This window comes from Polyangium jinanense (assembly GCF_028435365.1).
This window is the reverse complement of record NZ_JAGTJJ010000061.1, coordinates 1-16839: the sequence shown is the minus strand read 5'-3', so window position 1 is coordinate 16839 and position 16839 is coordinate 1. Positions and strand designations below refer to the sequence as shown.

Sequence of the window (16839 nt, the reverse complement as noted above, 5' to 3'; positions counted from 1 at the left end):
GGCGGGGGGCCGAGCGCAAGGCGAATCGCTTCTGCTGGATCAAGGCAAGCTGGTAGCCGCGGACCGGCCGTCCAGAGGGCCCTCGAACCCCACCCGCGACGCGAGCGTCAACGTGCGGGCATGGTCCGGAATGACGGTGAGAAACCGTTCCCGCACGGCAGAGTCGCGGATCTTGCTGGCCTTCGCGAGCAGCAGATCCCGCGCCGAGGTGATGGCACGCGCGAATCCCTCCGCGTCGCCGTGCGCGGCCAGCGCTTCGGCATGGACCAACCGCACCATTGCCTCCCCTTCTTCAATCGTGCCCAGGGACTCCAGCAACCTGTGGGCCTCCCGTGCCGCTCCAAGCGCTTCTTCTCCTTGGCCCCGAGCAAGCAGGACACGCGCGAGCACGGCCAGCGCGCCCGCGAGGAGGGGGGGCACCCCGGAGAGCGAGTCGACGGCCGCGCGCGCCTCGGTCTCGGCCGCCGCCAGATCGCCGGCCAGGAGCTCGAGCTCGGCGAGATACGCGTGCGAGAGGCCCTCGAGGCGTGAATGCTCGTGCTTGTGTGCCGCGTCGATTGCCTGCTTCTGGACGCTTCGCCCCTCCTCGAAATTGCCTCGGTACGCGAGAACGTACCCGAGGTTCTGGAGGGCAGCGGCCGCGACATCGTGGAGGCCCATTCGCTCGGCGACCGACAACGCAGACCGCAGCGCATGTTCGGCGCCTTCGTAATCGCCGAGCGCCACGAGGGCGAAGCCCAGGTTTTGGCGCGTAAGGCAAGCGTTTCGGCGATCACCTGCCTGATCGAAGAACGTCAGGGCCTTCTCCAGGCTGTCACGGAGCGCGCACGGATCCCCCGAAGCAGAGGCGCGGATCGCGCAGAGCTGATGGTACATCCCGACGGCCTGCGCGCTCTGCGCGGCGAGCTCCGCGGTGTCGGTGAGCGCCCAAATCACCGCGTCGGCGGCCGGATAACGCCCGCCATAAATGAGGTGGTTGGCACACACGCTGAGACAGGTGGTTCTCGCGCTCGTCGCGTCGCGGGCGGGGATCGCCGAAATCGACGGGCTCACCCAGCGCTCGACCCTGTCGAAGGCGCCGAGCTTGCCCGCGGCATCGGCAGCCTGCTGAAAGGCGCGGAACCACGCCGTCGTTCCCGACGTGAGAAGCCCGATGGCTTCGATCGCACGCTGCTCCGAGAGCACGAGCTCCCCACGCCAGTTATGGGCCTCGGCCTGGATCATGCGGAGGGCGCCGAGTTCCTCGCCCGAGGCGCCGCGGGCGACGCCGCGCTCGGCCCGTTCGAGGGCGGCGTCCAGGTCGTCGGCCTCGAGGGCGTGCTCCGCGGCACGACGATAGGCGCTCGCCGCCCGTGACCAGTCGTCGCCCTGCTCGAAGTGATTCGCCAGGAGCATCGCGTCCGGCTCGCCGTGCTCCTCGAGCCATGCGCCGGCGAGCCGATGACCAAGCTTGCGATCGGTATCCGTGAGCATCGCATAGGCGCCTTCCCGGATGAGCCCGTGCCGAAACATGAACTCGACGTCGCCGGCAAAGCGGCATTGGCTGCGCCGTTGAATGAGCTCGCGCGCGACGAGGTCGCCGAGCAGGACGTCGAACATCGGTGAATCGGTGGTCGTGCCGAGGAGCGTCATGAGCCCATCACGAAAGAAGATTTCGCCGAACACGCTCGCAGCGCGCAGGTATCGCCGCGCCTCCGCTGGCAGGGCCTCGAGCCTGGCCTGGACCATGGCGAGCACCGTCTCGGGCAGCTCCGTCCCCCCAGGCGTGTCTGCGCTCCTCGCTTCGGCCACCGCGCGGACGAGCTCTTCCAGGTAAAACGCATTGCCATCGGCGAGCGCGACGATCCGCTTCTTCGTCTCTGGACTCACGGTTTCGCCCAGCACCTGCGCCACGAGCCGCTCGCTCGCCTTGGAAGAAAGCGGTCGGAGGCGAACCTTGTGCAGCGGGCGCTCGCTCCAGAGCTTGGGGAAGAGCTCGTCCACCTCGGGACGTGCGAGGGCGAGCACGAGGAACGGGCGATGCTGGAGGTTGCGCAGCGCGGCGTCGACGAAGCGGACCGTCGGCAGGTCCCCCCAGTGGAGATCTTCTAGCACGAGGAGCACTGGGTGAGCGGCGCTCTCCGCGTCGAGGAAGTCCTCGAAGGCGTGGCGGAGCTGTTCGCCCATCAGCCGCGCGTCCTGCCGGGCTGCGTGGAGAGGCGAGCCGGCCGTGGCAGGGAAAGGCGCGCCGACGAGTTCGCCGAGGAATTCGGCGACCCTACTCGCATCGTCCCCGCGCACGTGTCGCGCGACGCGCTCCCTGATTTTGCGATGTCGCTCCTCGAGCGGTCCTCCGTCTTGGAGGCCGCACGCGCCCCGCAGGGCGTCGCCCAGGAGAGCAAGCGCCGAGCCTGCAGCCAGCGAGTCGCCTCGTCCCGTCCAGACGACCATTTGAGGAGTGCTCTGTCGTGCGATGCCCAAAAATTCATGCAACAAGCGGGATTTGCCCATACCGGCACCGCCGATGACCAGGATCGCTCTGGCCACCAGATCGTCCACGCACGAACGCCAGACGTCTTCGATGATGCGGAGCTCGCCGTCGCGTCCGACGAAGGTCGTCGGCTTGCCGAGCAGCGTCCGCATCCCGCCCTCGTGCATGCCGCACAAAGTGAAGCTCCCTCGGACGCTGCCGATTTCGAAGCGGCCATCGAGCAGACGTGCCGACGTTTCATCGATCGCGATTGGATGATGCAGCTCGGTGTATTCGCACTGTGCGAGCATCCTCGCGGCGCGATCGATCACCGCGCCCACGGGGAGCTTTCCTCTCACCTCTCCACGACCCGTTGAAAGCGCAATGGATCGCTCCGAAGCGATCGACCTGAGCGCGAGCGCGCAGCGCGCTGCCTGCGCGGTCAGTTCGGTACCACTCTCTGGCCTATCCGTGAATGTCACGAGGGCGGACCCGTCGGCCAGGAGTGTCAGCACACCTCCGTGGTTCTCTGCGGTGATGCGCAGGTCCTCCTGGGCGGCGAGGACGGCTGATTGCGCGAGCGTCAGCGCGGCACCATCGGGTGGCGCTTCCTTGCCGAGCAGCACCAGCGAGAGCACCCGTTGCTCATCTCCTGTGAGCCAAGAAGAGAGGGCAAACCTCGACGATACTACGTTGTCATCATCCAGCGCCGCCTGTGTGCGAAGCGCCGCGAGCGCTACGGCTACCGCCCCGCCGTCGCTCGGGCGTGCATTCGGATCTTTCGCCATCATCCGGGCGATCAGCGCATCGAGCTCCCGCGGAAGATCGGGGCGAAACTCCAGGAGACGGGGTGGATCCTGGATGAGGATCTTCGCCAGCACCGCCATGACATGCTCGCCCATGAACACGGGCACCCCCGTCAGACACTCCATCAAAATGCAGCCGAGCGCGAACACATCGGCCCGTGCGTCCACTGTCCGCAAATTTCGGGCCTGCTCGGGTGCCATGTATGCTAGCGTACCGACCATCGCGTCCGTTCGGGTGAGCCGCGTCGCGCCGGTGAGCCAGGCAATTCCGAAGTCGAGCACCTTGACCTGGTTGATGTGCCCCTCGACCAGGAACAGGTTGCTCGGCTTGAGATCCCGATGGACAATGCCTCGCTCGTGCGCCACTGCGAGTGCGTCCGCGATTTGTGTGATGAGCGTCAGCGCATCCTGGAGGTCGAGCGCGCCGCGTTCGAGGCGGACCGAGAGGTCTTCCCCTTCCAACCATTCCATCACCAGGTAGGGTTCGCCCGCGTCGGTGACGCCGTCCGCGATGTATTGCACGATCCCCGGGTGACGGAGGTCCGAAAGCAACGCGGCTTCTCGCATGAACCTCAGCGCGTGCTGCGATTGCCCATCGAGCATCACCTTCACCGCCACGGTATCCCCCGATGCCAGGTCTCTCGCCCGGAAGATCTGCGCCATTCCACCGGCCGTCACGCGGCGTTCAATCTCGTACTGTCCTCGAACCAGATCTCCGGGCTCCACAGAGCCAGTGTCGCCGTTCGAGCGTGATCCAGTCCAGCGGAATCATGCGCTTCCCGCCTGACCCGCATCCTCGGACGGGAGCTCAAGCGAGCTTTCGTCCGTGCACCCTGCGACGAGGATTCCCCCCGCGTTGCGCGCTGCGCCGGGGCACGATGGTAGAGCGCGTTCGTCTCGGAATTGAAGAAGAGCGCCACGCGTGGCGCCGCAACGGGGCAAGCGAGGCGCCCTCTCGCCGGGTGCCTCGTCCGAGAGGTTGCAGGCTCCCGCATCGCTTGTGCGTACGGCCCTCGTCCTCAAACACGCACGCGAACCACCCGAGCGGCCTTCCATTGCCGCGGATCTCCCTTCGGCGAACCCGCGCAGTGTCCCGAGCGCCATCGCAAGGGCCCGAAGCGGTCGATGTGCAGGAGGTAGCGCGAGCGCCGGGAACCGCTCTCAGGGCGAGCGACGCTCCGCGCCGTGTGTTCGACGGCGCAGCCCTCGCGGCGCTCGGCGCGGCCCTGGGAAGCTCGCCGATCCGGCGGAAGGCAGAGCCGAACTGGCGCGTGAGATGGGCAACGACGAACGCGACGAGGATCCGGATCCGGTTTGCCGACCCGCAGGATTCTGTTTGTCCGGCGGGGTTTGTCTCTACGCGAAGTCCGTGGTAGGGCTCTTTGTACACCCCTCATGCGCGAGTAGGGAGGAACCGTGCCGAGACGAACCGAAGCCAAGCCACTCTGCGTGAAAGTTGGCGCTCGTATCCGCGAATTCCGAAAAGAGCGCGGCATGTCCTTGCAGGATCTCGCCGAAGCTGGCGCGATGTCGAAAGGACACCTGTCGAGCATCGAGCAAGGTCTCGCGGCGATCGATCGTGTGACACTGATGGCCATTCGGCGCCTATACCGGTGTGATCCGCACCGGCTTACGCCGCCGCTGCACGCTTGCTCGCGAATACCTCGACCGTAACATTGGACGCAACGCGGTGAATTTCCTCGGCCGCGCGGATTGCTTCCTCCGGAGTGGCGGCAAACCCGCGGAACACGTCACGCCCCGTGGGGTCGATCGCACCCTCTTGCACATAGATGCAGCCATCACTTCCAAGCGCGAGTTTGTGGAGCATCGCCCAACCGAGCAACCCCGCCGCGCCCAACTTCGTGGCCTCGTCGGCACGCAGGGCATAGCCCACGAACACCAGACGGTCCGGCGGTGGGACGCTTTCGAACGCGAAGTAGAGCTTCCCGTCGCTGGCGAGGGCGAACGCAGTGGACAATTCCGCAGGTTCGGACGCCTCGGGAACGACATTTTTCTGCATCTTGTTTCTGGGCATCTTGTCTCCTGAGTTTCAAAGGGGAATGCGGAGCTGCACACGCTCGGGTCGGGCAAGGTTGGACGTGAGCGAGACGATGCCCGCGCTTTGCAGCCGATGCAGCGCAGGCACGAGCGCTCCTGAATACGACAGGTCCGGGAGTCTGTCGCGCAGGCGTGCGATAGAGACGAACCCGTCTGCGTCGACGCGCATCCGAGACAGCGCGTAGTGGACGACCCCCTCGGCGTATGCTTCCTCCCCGAGCTTCCGAAGGGCACAGGCGTAATGCGCGACGCAGATGGCAGCTTCCTGATAGGCAGGTTCGGCGCGCACGAGATCGAGGAGGAGCTGTTCGCCGCGTTCGTCGTGAGCGACAGCTCTCGCGGCAACCAAGGTGGACCTCGCGGAGCGACGCGGCGGAAGAGGAGGAAGCCGATCCGCGAGCCGTCTCCCTCGGATGCGTTCACGGATGCTGCGAACCAGGGCATCGGCCAGAGCCCGGAGGCGACTCCAACGCGACGGCGGATCGAAGACCGTATCCCGAGGCGGCGGCTCCGAGTGCGCGATGCTTGGGTGCGCGATGCTTGCGTTGTGGTCGCTCTCCGTCAGGGCACTCAATCGTTCCTCCATTTTCGTCGCCGGCTGGAGACCGACGACAAGCGACCCCCAGGAGAGGGCGATGGGAAAACGCATGCCCAGAAAAAGCATCTCCCACCGCCCCCTTCTGCGAGTCGCTTGTGGTTGTCCCTCAAAGACAAACAACGCGTCGGAGAGGCAGCGGGTAACGACGCCCGTTGCTGATTTGTAGGGAGATGTCGTACCTGCGGAGCGTGCGCCCGAGGTCTATTCGTCAAAAATGTACGATTGTTGACAGCAGAACGTCACAGCGTTCTCTTCATCTTCGACCGCCTCGCCGATGGGCTCCCCGCCGCCCGCCTCGCACGTGCCCTTGACGTAGACGTGTTCCGTGACGGACTTCCCGCCGAGCGCCCGGCCCGCTGGAAGGATGGGATCGCAGGCGCTGTCCTGGGACGTGACGATCCGCTGGTGGAACTCGCCAGAGCAGACTCCGTCGTCGAAGAGGCGCACGGTTGCCACGCACATGCCCCCTTGCGGCGCGCCGCAGGAGCATTCTGTGCACTCGCGCGATTCCTTGGGCTGAAACGGGTACATGACCCGAGGTCCCTCATAATCGTAGGGCTTGGGGCACTTGGTATGCTTCCCCTTCTGCCACAGGCATTGACGGTGGGGATAAAGAACCTTGGGCACGCATAGTTGATCCCCCGCGCCGCAAAGCGACGTATCGAGGCTCGACCGACATGCAACCGCACCCGTCTCCCATTCCGTGATCAACGTCCCGCCCGCCTTGATGATGGGCGACGGCTTGACGTCGCACTTCTCGTTGACCGGAGGCGGAAGCGCCGAGAACGTGATCGACTGCGCGCACGGAACGCCGCTCCCTGGGGGACACTGCGCCCCCGCGGGTAGCGCGCTCGCATCCGTACAGCTCCCATCCCACCCCCCCGGGCCGTCAAAAGGGAGCGACGGCGCCCCCACTGCGCCGCACATGCCAGCCCCGATCGTGATCTCACCCGGAACGCCGCTGCATTGCCCCGTGGCGTCCTGGCATTCGCAGGGGTCGCACTGCGCGGGGGGAGCGGTAAGGCCGGCGTAAAGCCTGAACTGCTCGCCCCCGATGAAGGCGCACTCCTTCGGCATGTCCGCGGCAGGGCCGAACCAGACGGGCAACGGAACCTGGCTCCAGAAACCGGCCTCGGGGTCGTCGGGAATCTTGACGCATTCACCGCCTTGCGCTTTGCATGCAGCTTGTGGTTCGGTCTCCGGGTCGGCGTCGGCGTCTGTTCCGGCATCCGTGCCACCGTCGATGCACTCGGGCGCCGGGAAAAACGAATCCGGATCGCACTCGAAGTCGTAGAACGATGGCGCCGCTGTGCAAGAGGCAACGATCATACCCACGCTAAAAACGAACAATACAACCGCCGTGCGCATAGCCTAAAACTCCCAACCTCCGCCAATCTGCACGCCTAACATGACCGGCGGCTGATCGGAGAGGACCGTTGGTCCAACAACCACCTGAACGCCGCTCGACAGTCCAAGGACGTCGGCTGCCCCGTGGATCGTTAAGGACTGTGTGACTCGAACCCTGGCACCGATGCGCCCACCCGCTCCGGGTTTGACATCAGCGAAACTCGCGGGTTTGTAGCTTCGCGATGTAGATTCAACACGAATTACGCCCAGATGACCAAGGGCGCAGCCGAAGAACCACTTGTAGTGCCCGCACAAGGTCGCGATCCCACCCGCCGTCATCGCGTTGATCGGCCGATCCGCGACGCCCACTGTCAACCACGCCGCGCGCGCCTCCAGGCCGATCGATACGTAATCGTTGGGCTGCAACCCTCCGGCGAGCGTCGCCCCGACGGCAGGCATCCACGACGCCACGCCAAACACCACCACCGGCCCCGCCCCGACAAAACCCCGCAAGCCGTTTTTCTCGCCGGGCTTCGTCGGATCCTTCGCCTGGTCATCGTAAGCGAAGGGATCCTCCTGTTTCGTAAATCCCGGCCCCGAAACCACCGCGGGCAACGTCACGGTCGGGTCCTTCTCGGAGACATGGATCGCCGGCTCCGGCTCCACTGTGTGTGGCGTCAGGAGGACGCGGATCTTCGTGTCTTTCCCCTTTACCGCCGTGAATTTCACAACGGCCTCTTCGAAGCCGTCGAGGGTCGCGCGAATCTCGTGCTCTCCTCCCGCCACGAACGTCCAGAAGGCAGAACGGCCAAGAGCGTTGCGATCGACGCCGTCCACCATCACACGCGCGCCAGCGTGAGAGACGATCACCTCGACCCACGAGCCATGAGCACGCGCCACCTCGTGCGCGTCGAAAAAGCGCCTGCGCTCTGCTCGCTCTGCGGGCGTCGTGGCGGGGGCCTGATGAAGCGCGTAGAGCAGGAGCTCGGGCGCATCCTCGGGCCTGCCGCCCTCGACCAGCACGAGCCCGAGACGCCCCGCGACGAGCGGATCGGACCGAACGTTGAGCGCCTGGCGGTAGGCCCTTCCGGCTTCACGCAGCCGCCCCGCGGCGCGCTCGCGGTCCCCGAGCTGCGCGAGCGCCTGGAACCGTAGCTCCATGTCCGCCTCGGGGCTCTCGTCGGTGGCGCTAGGTAGGCTTTGCGCCCACGCCGCGGGCGGCGCGAGAAGCAGGATCGAACAGCATACGATCACGCGCATGGGACTTGGATCTTTAGCACACTCGGAGGCTCGGATCCTAGAAGGACGAGTCCGCGGACGAACCCCTCTGGTCCGCGGACAAACCGATCGTGGGGCGGCCTTGCTTATCGCTGTCGACCAGGGGACGCCGCGGCGTGTGCGTCTGCTTCTTCGGCGTGGGTGGCGTCATGACAGGCACGGATGCAGCAGCGTGATCGAACGAGGGCACCGGCTTCGCGGCGTGCGCGACGTCCGCGGCGGAGGCTGCCACGACGCGCGCCAGTCCCGTGACCACCGCGTGCAGCTCGGGAGCACGCTCGCGCGGCGAGAGCGCGAACGACGCGAACAGCATGGCCATGAGGAAGGCCCAGAGGTGCCCGAGCAAGTGAACGCAGTCGGAGAGCAGCGCGAGCACGGGAGGCGGGACCGTGAAGAGCGTGTTGCCGAATCGAGCCCGGAGGAACTCCCGCGCGCGCGAGAGCGCCATCTTCGCGGCGTCCTCGGAGATCCCGAGCGCCACGCCGGCCTCCTCGTGCGACCGCTCTTCGACGCAGACCATCCAGAGCACCGCAGCTTGCGAGGGGGGCATGTCTCGGAGAGCGAACATCACCTTCTCCAAGGCCTGCTTCAGCTCCGCCGCGCGCTCGGGCGAGACCTCCGGCGTCTCGGCCGTGTCGACATGCCCGTCGTCAGGCTCGAACACCCGCTCGTGACGTTGCGTGTCGCGGTGCGCGTCGCTCATCACGTTGCGGGTGATGGTCAGGAGCCAGGGCTTCATGCCGTCGGGGTGCGGCTCGTAGTTGGGGAGGTGGCGGTAAGCCTTGTCGTACACGCGCTGGACCTGGTCCTCCGCGGAGTCACGCGTGTACGCATCGTCATCACTCATGACGATGCGTCTGATCTCGGGGCGCAGTCCGAGGAGTTCGGCAAGACGATCGAGGAGGGGCACAGGCGATCGAGGAGGTCCCATGTCCAAATCAACGCTGCGCTCCGGGCAAGGTAACGAGAAAAGTGGCGGGCTTGGCGTTTGGCGGGCCAATTGGTGGCATGGGGAACCTATGTTCTGGACGCCGAGGCGCTGCGAGGATGCCGAGGAGCCCAGGGGCTTGGCTGTTGCTGCCCGTGCTGCACAAGCGGCCCACGGTGGGCGTCCAGGGCCGCGGGAGTGAAGGTGGCGGGTTATTTGCCCGAAGCGCCCCGGTTCGAGTCCATGCGGGTTCCCGAGGGGACTTGGCGTAGATACTTCTCTTGGCCCAGGCTGGGATCCTTGGTAATCTGGCCGCGGTCAGGTGCGGGCAAAGCTCGCACCTCCGTCAACCGAACCTCGTTCACGGTGGAGAGTCCCGACATGGCCGTCCCGGTTGCTCCGGGGGACATCCTGCTTGGCAAGTACAGGGTCGAACGTGTCCTTGGTCGAGGCGGGATGGGCGTGGTGGTTGCCGCTCGACACATCGAGTTGGGGGAGCTCTACGCGATCAAGTTCCTCCTCCCGAACTGGGCCGGGGATCCCGTATTACGCGAGCGCTTCTTGCGCGAGGCTCGCGCCGCCGCGCGGCTCCGCAGCGAGCACGTCGCCCGGGTGCACGACGTCGGCCGGATGCAGGACGACGTGCCGTACATGGTGATGGAGTATCTCGAAGGGCGCGATCTCAAGGCGGTCCTGCGGGATCAAGGCCCATTGCCGGTCGAGCAGGCCGTCACGTACATGGTGCAGGTATGCGACGCCATGGCGGAGGCGCACGCGGCCGGTATCGTCCACCGCGACCTCAAGCCGGCCAACCTCTTTCTCACGCGGCGCGCGAATGGGAACCCCTGTGTCAAGGTCCTCGATTTCGGCATCTCCAAGCAGACGGGGCCCGAGGAGGTGGATCTGACGGGGACCGGGCAGACGTTCGGGTCGCCCCTGTACATGTCGCCCGAGCAGATGGCCCGGGCGAAGTCGGTCGACGCACGGGCGGACATCTGGGCCATCGGCGGGATCCTGTATGAGCTCCTGACCGCGCGCTCGCCGTTCCTCGCGGCGAGCGTGATGGAGGTGGTCTCGCGTGTCCTGCAGGAAGAGCCGATCCCTCCGACGCAGCTTCGCCCGGACCTGCCGCCGGCCGTCGATGGGGTGGTCGGGCGTTGCTTGCGCAAGCAGCCGGCAGACCGGTATGCGAGCGTCGGGGAGCTCGCCGTTGCGCTGCGTGGCATTCTGGGTCTGGCCGGCGAAGTGGGGTTCGGCGGGGCAATGCCGCTGCCCGTGCGTCCGGTCATGGCGTCGAGCCCGGGCGGCGTGTCCACGAGCGGTAGCCCCGCGATATCGGCTCCCGCGGTGCACGGCGCGCCGAGCGATGCGACGGCCGCTGCGTGGGAGAAGACGGGGACGAAAGGCACATCCGGAGGCGGGAGGTGGCTTGCGTGGGCCGGGGCGGCGGCCCTGGTGTCTGCGTTGCTCCTCGGCCTCGCGTGGTTCGGCCTCCACGGCTCTTCCAGCATCGAAGAGACGCCCGCGGCCGCCACGTCCATCGGCGCGGCGACGGCGAGCGCCCCGGTCATCGTCGACCCGGTGCCGATGGCGCCGGCCACGACCTCCGCCGCGGCGCCGGCCGCGCCCGAGCCTACCGTCTCGCCGGAATCGCCGCCGCCGAGCCTTCCACCGGCGACCGTCCCCGCACCCACGGCCACCACGAAGGGCCCGGTGGCTCCGCGGCCTTCGGCGACGAGCACGCCGAAGCGCGGCCCATCGAAGCCGAGCCGGCATGAATCGATGTTTTGAGGCGTCCTCCCGTCGAGGGCAATCGTCGAGGCGCGAATGCGTGAACGAATCATTGGCTTCGTATCGCTCTTGATCCCGCTCTTCGTCGCGGGACCTGCCGCCGGCCAGCCCGGGTCTCAGGACAAGGTGCGTGAAGCGAAAGCGCTTTACGATACGGCGCTCGAGGAGCTCGACGGGAGGCAATACGAGAGTGCCTGCCCCAAGCTCGAAACGGTGACGCGCCTCCTGCCGGAGGCCCTCGGCGCCAAGCTGACGCTCGCGAGTTGCTACGAGGGCTGGGGGCGGCTCGCGAGCGCGTGGGCCGAATACAACCGAGCCGCCGAGCTCGCGGCGGCGACGAAGCAGGACGAGCGCGAGCGGAAGGCGCTTCGAAGCGCGGCCGCGCTGGGGCCGAGGCTCGCGCGATTGCGCGTGGTGATCCCTTCGTCCATGGTCGCCACGCCGGGCTTCGAGGTTCGCATCGATGGCGCCCTCGTGACCTCGAAGGAGGGGATCGTGAACCTTCCGCTCGACGCGGGGAGCCATGTCCTCGAATTCGCGGCCCCAGGGTTCGACAGGGAGCGGCGTGCCGTGGTGATGAAGGACGGCGAGGAGACGCGGGTGGAGGGCGTGCACCTCTCGCCTGCGTTCGCGCCCCCGCCCGTGAGTCCCCCGAAACCCTCGGGTTCGGGGCCTGCCACGGGTCCGGGGCCTGTCACGGGTCCAGGGCCTGCCGTGGTGAAAAGCGAGAAAGACAGCGGGGCCGAGGGACGGGGCGCGTGGGCCTGGGCCGTGGGAGGCGTGGGTATCGCGGCGCTCGGCGTGGGTATCGGGTTCGTCGTGGATTGGGCGGACGCGCAAGGTGAGCTCGAAGCGCGTTGCCCGGGGCGCACGTGCGAGCTGGGAGAGGATTCCCTCGCGAGCCTGACGAGCATGGGCGATCGATGGAACCGCAGCCTCGGCGTGGGCGTGGGCCTCGGGACGCTCGGGCTCGGCTGCGTCGTCGCGGCCTCCGTCGCGCTCGTGTCGAGCAAGCGGCGGAGCGACGCGTCGATGCTCGTGCCGATCGCGGGTCCCCAGATGGGAGGTGTCGTATGGCGCGGGCTTTTCTGAAGCGGAATGCGGGGCCCATGGCCTTTGTGGCGGCGTGTCTGCTCGCCGGATGTGTCACGTTCGAGGTGAACCCGCCGCCCGAGGGCGTCGGCGGCACCGGCGGCGGAGGCGGCGCGGGGGGCGTTGGGGGCGCTGGGGGCGCGGGCGGTAGTGCCCCGGCATTGCCTTTCTGTACCGGGGGCTCGACCTGGGTGATGGCGGCTCAGAAGCTCTACCTGGGGGACACGGCTCTCGACGGGACGCCGGAGCCGACCTCCGGGTGGAAGCAATACGGGTTCGATCTCGATGGCCGGAGTTCCACGAAGGAATCGACAGACCTGTGCAAGACCGTGGCGGGCGGCTCGCCTGCCGCGGTGTATCCCGATGGCAATGACGGCATCGACAATTCGTTTGGGAAAAACGTGCTGCCGGTTTTGCTCGGCATTTCCCCGGACGCATCCGCGCAGATGAACGAGTCCATCACGAATGGGGTATTCACGGTGCTCGTCGTGATCGACCATTTCTCGCCGGGGGAAAGCTGCAGGACGTCGGCGAAGCTCTACCTGGCGAGCGAGCGCGGGGCGCCGCCGAACTTCGACGGGGCCGACGCCTGGCCTCTCGACCCCGACTTCCTGGTCTCCGCCATGAATGTGTACCCGGAGGTCGAGATCGTGGGCACGAAGTTGCGGAGCGTGACGGGCGGGAGCTTCGATCTCAGGTTCCCGTGGCTGAATACGTCGACGGTGTTTCCCCTCCGTCAGGCGCGCCTCGAGCTCGATTTCGACCCGAGCTATCAGAGCGCCACCTGCATGCTCGGCGGGGTCATGGATCGCGAAGAATACATCCACGAAATGTCGAAGATGATGCCGCACTTCGACGAGTCGTTCTGCGATCCTTTCTCCCCCACGTTGCAGTCCATCGTGAACCAGATCCGTCAGAGTTCGGATATGCCGCTCAGCGGGGTCCACGACCCCGCTGTCGAGTGTGACGCGATTTCGATCGGCATGGCCTTCCGGATGACGCCTGCGATCCTCGGCGGCATCGGCACGTCGGCGCCTCCACCGCCGGATCCGTGCCTCACCTTTGGGTGCACCGAGTCCTGCGCCGAGCTGACGCAGGATCCATTGATCCCGAGCTGCGCGACGCCCAATGGCATGGATGCACAGGATCTCTACAACCTACTCTGGGCTTGTAGCTGCGAAGCAGGGGGCGCGTGCAAGTCCGTGTGCGGGGACAACCTCTGCACGGGAATCGAGCCATCGCAGAACTGCACCACCTGCGTCCTCAACACGGCCGAGCCATTGGGTTGCTCGGGCGTCTTTGGCGCCTGCGCCACCGACTGAGACGCGCGGCGGTGACCGCAGCAGGTCCACGGCGGAGCTCCGCGGGTCACGCCGGGTCAGGGGGGATGGAACCTCGGAGGTCGGATCCGAGGTCGGCGCCGGCTCAATTCAAGGGCAGTCGATCGTGTGGACCGAGCCGGCCACTTCATTGGTGAACAGCCTGATCTGAGCTTTGACAGGCCGCGGCTCGGCGCTCGTGGCCTTGCAGCAGACCGTCGCCGAGACCTCGTCCTCGCCGGTGACGCGTAGCCCCCGCGATCCTTCGGGCAACTTGACCTTTGTCACGGGCGGAGTCGTCGCCAGCCACACCGACTCGCCCCGGTCGAGCTCGGGACAGCGTAGTGTCAGCGCGACGCAGCGGTGATGACCGTCGCTCGCGGCGCTCTCGCTCGAACTCGAGCACGCGGGCTTCATGTGGACCGGACGATGCTTGATGAAATCGGGCTGCGGCTCGGCGTCGACCGCCGAGCCTCTTTCGCCGCTCACCTGCGGCGCCATCACTTGCGGCGCCCCGGAGGCAGATGGATGCGGCGCCGGCTTCGAGGCCTCCTCGTCGCGACGGGCGCAGCTCGCCGAGGCGAGAAATACGAGCGCGCTCGCCGCCGAAGCCAGGCGCTCCACCCTTCCCCGATGATGTCGATCGAGCACCGTGCTCCTCGTGTTGCAAGACGTTCGAGGCATTTGCGTCGGCACTACCACGCGCCTCTGCCGCTCGCTTGCCGTGCGACATCATGACGCACGGGCTCTCCCGCCTCGCATGTTAGTCCTTCGCCACGGCTTCGAAGGAGAACATGGAAATGAAACACACGCCGCTCAAGTTCCTGATCCTCGCGGGCGCGCTCGCGATGAGCGCCGCGGCAGAGGCGCACATCAGCGCGGTGAGCCCGACGGCCATCGCCGGCAAGACCACCCTCGTGGAGCTCAGCGTCGGCCACGGCTGCGAAGGCTCGGACACGTATGCCATCACGGTCGAAATCCCGAAGGGCATGACCTCGGTGCGCCCGATGTTCAGCGACTTCGGCAAAACCTCGCTCACGTACGACGCGGCGGATCCCGCGCTCGTGACGACCGTGACGTGGCAAAAGGACGACGTGGACGCCCTCCCCGGCGACACCAATTATTACACGCTCGCGTTCCGCGCGAGGGTGCCGAACGCGCCGTTCACCTCGATCTATTACAAGGTCCATCAGGTTTGCCGCGCCGCCGACGCGACGCTCTCGTACGCCGAATGGGTCGCGCTGCCGGGCGAGATGGGCGAGCCCGCCGCCGCGCAGGCCATCGTCCCGGATCACCTCCCGGGCTGGAACAAATACACCGTGCCCGCCGACATCGCGGACCTGAGCGTCTTCTTCAGTCACGCTCTCATCGTGTGGCGGGGCGCGGACGCCTACAGCTTCAACGACAACACCGTCGACCTCATCAAAGGCACGTCCGGCGTCACGTTGCTCCCGGCGGACGGGGTGAAGGCGAACGACGAAATCTGGGTCCGTTACTAACCACGAAGGGAGCCGTCATGAAACGTTGGCTCTTTGTGGTGATCGCGCTGGCCTGTCTTTGGGGGTGCTCCGACGAGGCCTCGCAAAACACGAGCACCAGCAGCTCCGCGTCGAGCGGCAGCGGCGGCGGCAGCTCGTCAAGCGGGAGTTCCGGAAGCGGGGGCGGCGGGGGCACGGGCGGCGAGCAGCCCACCGCGCTCGTTCCGTGCCTCGACGAACCGGACGCGTTGCCGAGGCCGCCGAGCGGAAAGTTGCCCTGCGAGTACGTCCCGCCCGGTCTCAGCCTGCCGCAGTGAAGCCGGCCGCGGCGCGGGATGCGACAGAACGTCGCATGGCCGAGTGTCGCGCGCTCGGTGATACTCCGTAGGCCCATGCGCATTCGGAATTTTTTCATTCACCTGCTGCCGCTCGTCGCCGCGCCCTTTTGGGGGTGCACCCTCGAACCTTTCCCTGCCGTCGTTCCCGATGCACCCGACGGCGGCGGGGGTTCCGGGGGAGCCGGAGGCGATGGCGGCGTCATCGACCTGGGACCCAATGAACTTCCCTGCGACGTGCGAGAGGTCGTCGAACAGGTCTGTTCGAACTGCCACTCGTCCCCGGTCGCCGCGGGCGCGCCCGCGCCCCTGCTCTCACGACACGACTTTCTCGCGCCGCATATGAGCTCCGGAAAAACCGTCGGTAAGCGGAGCCTCGAACGGATGAAGTCGGCGGTGGCGCCGATGCCTCCTTTCTCCGAACCCCCTGCCTCCGCGGGTCAGGTGGCGGTATTCGAACAGTGGGTGGCGGCGGGTATGCCGCCGGGGACGTGCGGGGCCATCCCCGCCAAACCGGCGGAGACCACCTGCGCGAGCGACAAAACCTGGGATCCGAACGCGACCCCGACCGCGCAAATGAATCCGGGTCTCGCATGCCGCGCGTGTCACAAGACCCAGGCGTCGAACTTCAATTACTTCTTCATGGGCACGGTCTTTCCTGCATTCCACGAGAAAGACCTCTGCATGAGCCCGCCGCCTCCCGGCGCGAAGGTCGAAATCCTCGATGCGATGGGCAAGGTGACGATGACGCTCACGCCGAACGCCGCCGGCAATTTCATGTCGAGCGCCGTCGCGGCGGGCGTGCCCGTCCCCTACACGGCGCGGCTTGTCGCGAATGGGCTCACGCGTTCCATGAACGGGCCCCAGACGGACGGGGATTGCAACAAATGCCATACCGAGCAGGGGACCGAGGGGGCGCCCGGACGATTGGTTTGGCCCCGCTCCTACGACGCGCCACCCCCGCCGACCCCTCCCGTGCTGGTCGGCCTCATCCCGATGGGAGACGCGCTCCACGTCACGTGGACCGCAGCGGGCTGCGACAAGATCCTCCTCTTCCGCAACGAGAACGGCGGCGCGTTCTCGCTCGTCTACACGCTCGGAGGCAGCACGATCGAGCAGCACGACGACGGCGCGTACTCGTCCGCGACCGTCTACTGCTATCGCGCACAATGCAAGGCCGGCGGCATCGCAAGCGTCGACTCGAACGAGCTCTGCGGGAGCCCCTGACGCAGACCTGAGATACCGGGACCCCCACGCAAGAAAAATCGTCAGTCCGTAACCGACGCAGCGGCGAGCTGCGGCGTGAAGGGTCGACGGTTTTTCGCGACGCTGTAGACCGCACCGAGCAGCTTGCGCATGG

15 protein-coding genes are annotated in these 16839 nt (G+C 66.8%); 8 read left to right on the top strand and 7 right to left on the bottom strand.

Features of this window, described 5'->3' with window-relative positions; genetic code table 11:
- Window positions 1-39: 39 nt before the first annotated feature.
- Window positions 40-3981, bottom strand: a complete 3942-nt coding sequence (locus KEG57_RS46135; RefSeq protein WP_272427544.1) for a serine/threonine-protein kinase — start codon at window positions 3979-3981, stop codon at window positions 40-42.
- A gap of 690 nt (window positions 3982-4671) precedes the next feature.
- Here KEG57_RS46135 and KEG57_RS56320 point away from each other — a divergent pair.
- Window positions 4672-4929 carry a helix-turn-helix domain-containing protein gene (locus tag KEG57_RS56320; RefSeq protein WP_372518240.1) on the top strand — a complete coding sequence of 86 codons (258 nt, stop codon included), beginning with the start codon at window positions 4672-4674 and terminating at the stop codon, window positions 4927-4929.
- Here the strand turns inward: KEG57_RS56320 and KEG57_RS46130 are convergent.
- From KEG57_RS46130 to KEG57_RS46115, 4 genes are all read right to left on the bottom strand, one after another.
- Complete coding sequence (locus tag KEG57_RS46130; protein ID WP_272427541.1) at window positions 4886-5290, bottom strand: hypothetical protein; 405 nt, start codon at window positions 5288-5290, stop codon at window positions 4886-4888. The genes KEG57_RS56320 and KEG57_RS46130 overlap by 44 nt on opposite strands.
- A 15-nt stretch (window positions 5291-5305) precedes the next feature.
- Window positions 5306-5662 carry a hypothetical protein gene (locus KEG57_RS46125; RefSeq protein ID WP_272427540.1) on the bottom strand — a complete coding sequence of 119 codons (357 nt, stop codon included), beginning with the start codon at window positions 5660-5662 and terminating at the stop codon, window positions 5306-5308.
- 450 nt (window positions 5663-6112) lie between these two features.
- Complete coding sequence (locus KEG57_RS46120; protein WP_272427539.1) at window positions 6113-7240, bottom strand: hypothetical protein; 1128 nt, start codon at window positions 7238-7240, stop codon at window positions 6113-6115.
- Between the two features lie 42 nt (window positions 7241-7282).
- Window positions 7283-8098: a hypothetical protein gene (locus tag KEG57_RS46115; protein WP_272427538.1), complete on the bottom strand. Its 816-nt coding sequence runs from the start codon at window positions 8096-8098 to the stop codon at window positions 7283-7285.
- A 45-nt stretch (window positions 8099-8143) separates the two neighbouring features.
- Here KEG57_RS46115 and KEG57_RS46110 point away from each other — a divergent pair, with 45 nt between their 5' ends.
- Window positions 8144-8413: a hypothetical protein gene (locus KEG57_RS46110; RefSeq protein WP_272427537.1), complete on the top strand. Its 270-nt coding sequence runs from the start codon at window positions 8144-8146 to the stop codon at window positions 8411-8413.
- 142 nt (window positions 8414-8555) lie between these two features.
- On the opposite strand, the gene KEG57_RS46105 is transcribed toward KEG57_RS46110, so the two are convergent.
- On the bottom strand, window positions 8556-9467 hold the full coding sequence (locus KEG57_RS46105) for an RNA polymerase sigma factor (RefSeq protein ID WP_272427536.1): 912 nt from the start codon (window positions 9465-9467) through the stop codon (window positions 8556-8558).
- 378 nt (window positions 9468-9845) lie between these two features.
- Here KEG57_RS46105 and KEG57_RS46100 point away from each other — a divergent pair, with 378 nt between their 5' ends.
- From KEG57_RS46100 to KEG57_RS46090, 3 genes are read left to right on the top strand one after another with little or no spacing between them, the layout of a single operon-like run.
- A complete protein-coding gene (locus KEG57_RS46100) occupies window positions 9846-11255 on the top strand; it encodes a serine/threonine-protein kinase (RefSeq protein WP_272427535.1) in 1410 nt (469 codons plus the stop codon).
- Window positions 11256-11291: 36 nt separating this feature from the next.
- Entirely contained in the window at window positions 11292-12347 is a 1056-nt protein-coding gene (locus tag KEG57_RS46095) for an outer membrane protein assembly factor BamD (protein WP_272427534.1), read from the top strand.
- Between the two features lie 17 nt (window positions 12348-12364).
- Window positions 12365-13669 (top strand): hypothetical protein, encoded by a 1305-nt coding sequence (locus tag KEG57_RS46090; protein WP_272427533.1) that lies wholly within the window; start codon window positions 12365-12367, stop codon window positions 13667-13669.
- Window positions 13670-13777: 108 nt separating this feature from the next.
- On the opposite strand, the gene KEG57_RS46085 is transcribed toward KEG57_RS46090, so the two are convergent.
- On the bottom strand, window positions 13778-14350 hold the full coding sequence (locus KEG57_RS46085) for a hypothetical protein (protein ID WP_272459696.1): 573 nt from the start codon (window positions 14348-14350) through the stop codon (window positions 13778-13780).
- Between the two features lie 110 nt (window positions 14351-14460).
- Between KEG57_RS46085 and KEG57_RS46080 the strand changes: the two genes are divergently transcribed.
- From KEG57_RS46080 to KEG57_RS46070, 3 genes are all read left to right on the top strand, one after another.
- Entirely contained in the window at window positions 14461-15165 is a 705-nt protein-coding gene (locus KEG57_RS46080) for a DUF1775 domain-containing protein (RefSeq protein ID WP_272427530.1), read from the top strand.
- Window positions 15166-15182: 17 nt separating this feature from the next.
- The gene (locus KEG57_RS46075; protein ID WP_272427529.1) at window positions 15183-15461 is read left to right on the top strand and encodes a hypothetical protein; all 279 of its coding nucleotides are present in this window, start codon (window positions 15183-15185) and stop codon (window positions 15459-15461) included.
- A gap of 255 nt (window positions 15462-15716) precedes the next feature.
- A complete protein-coding gene (locus KEG57_RS46070; protein WP_272427528.1) occupies window positions 15717-16706 on the top strand; it encodes a hypothetical protein in 990 nt (329 codons plus the stop codon).
- Window positions 16707-16839: the final 133 nt, after the last annotated feature.

Coding starts and splice junctions, on each gene's coding strand:
- KEG57_RS46085 (WP_272459696.1), bottom strand. CDS start 14,350: ATGCCTCGAACGTCTTGCAACACGAGGAGCACGGTGCTCGATCGACAT.
- KEG57_RS46090 (WP_272427533.1), top strand. CDS start 12,365: ATGGCCTTTGTGGCGGCGTGTCTGCTCGCCGGATGTGTCACGTTCGAG.
- KEG57_RS46095 (WP_272427534.1), top strand. CDS start 11,292: ATGCGTGAACGAATCATTGGCTTCGTATCGCTCTTGATCCCGCTCTTC.
- KEG57_RS46075 (WP_272427529.1), top strand. CDS start 15,183: ATGAAACGTTGGCTCTTTGTGGTGATCGCGCTGGCCTGTCTTTGGGGG.
- KEG57_RS46115 (WP_272427538.1), bottom strand. CDS start 8,098: ATGGTGGACGGCGTCGATCGCAACGCTCTTGGCCGTTCTGCCTTCTGG.
- KEG57_RS46080 (WP_272427530.1), top strand. CDS start 14,461: ATGGAAATGAAACACACGCCGCTCAAGTTCCTGATCCTCGCGGGCGCG.
- KEG57_RS46110 (WP_272427537.1), top strand. CDS start 8,144: ATGAGCACGCGCCACCTCGTGCGCGTCGAAAAAGCGCCTGCGCTCTGC.
- KEG57_RS46120 (WP_272427539.1), bottom strand. CDS start 7,240: ATGATCGTTGCCTCTTGCACAGCGGCGCCATCGTTCTACGACTTCGAG.
- KEG57_RS46130 (WP_272427541.1), bottom strand. CDS start 5,290: ATGCCCAGAAACAAGATGCAGAAAAATGTCGTTCCCGAGGCGTCCGAA.
- KEG57_RS46105 (WP_272427536.1), bottom strand. CDS start 9,467: ATGGGACCTCCTCGATCGCCTGTGCCCCTCCTCGATCGTCTTGCCGAA.
- KEG57_RS46100 (WP_272427535.1), top strand. CDS start 9,846: ATGGCCGTCCCGGTTGCTCCGGGGGACATCCTGCTTGGCAAGTACAGG.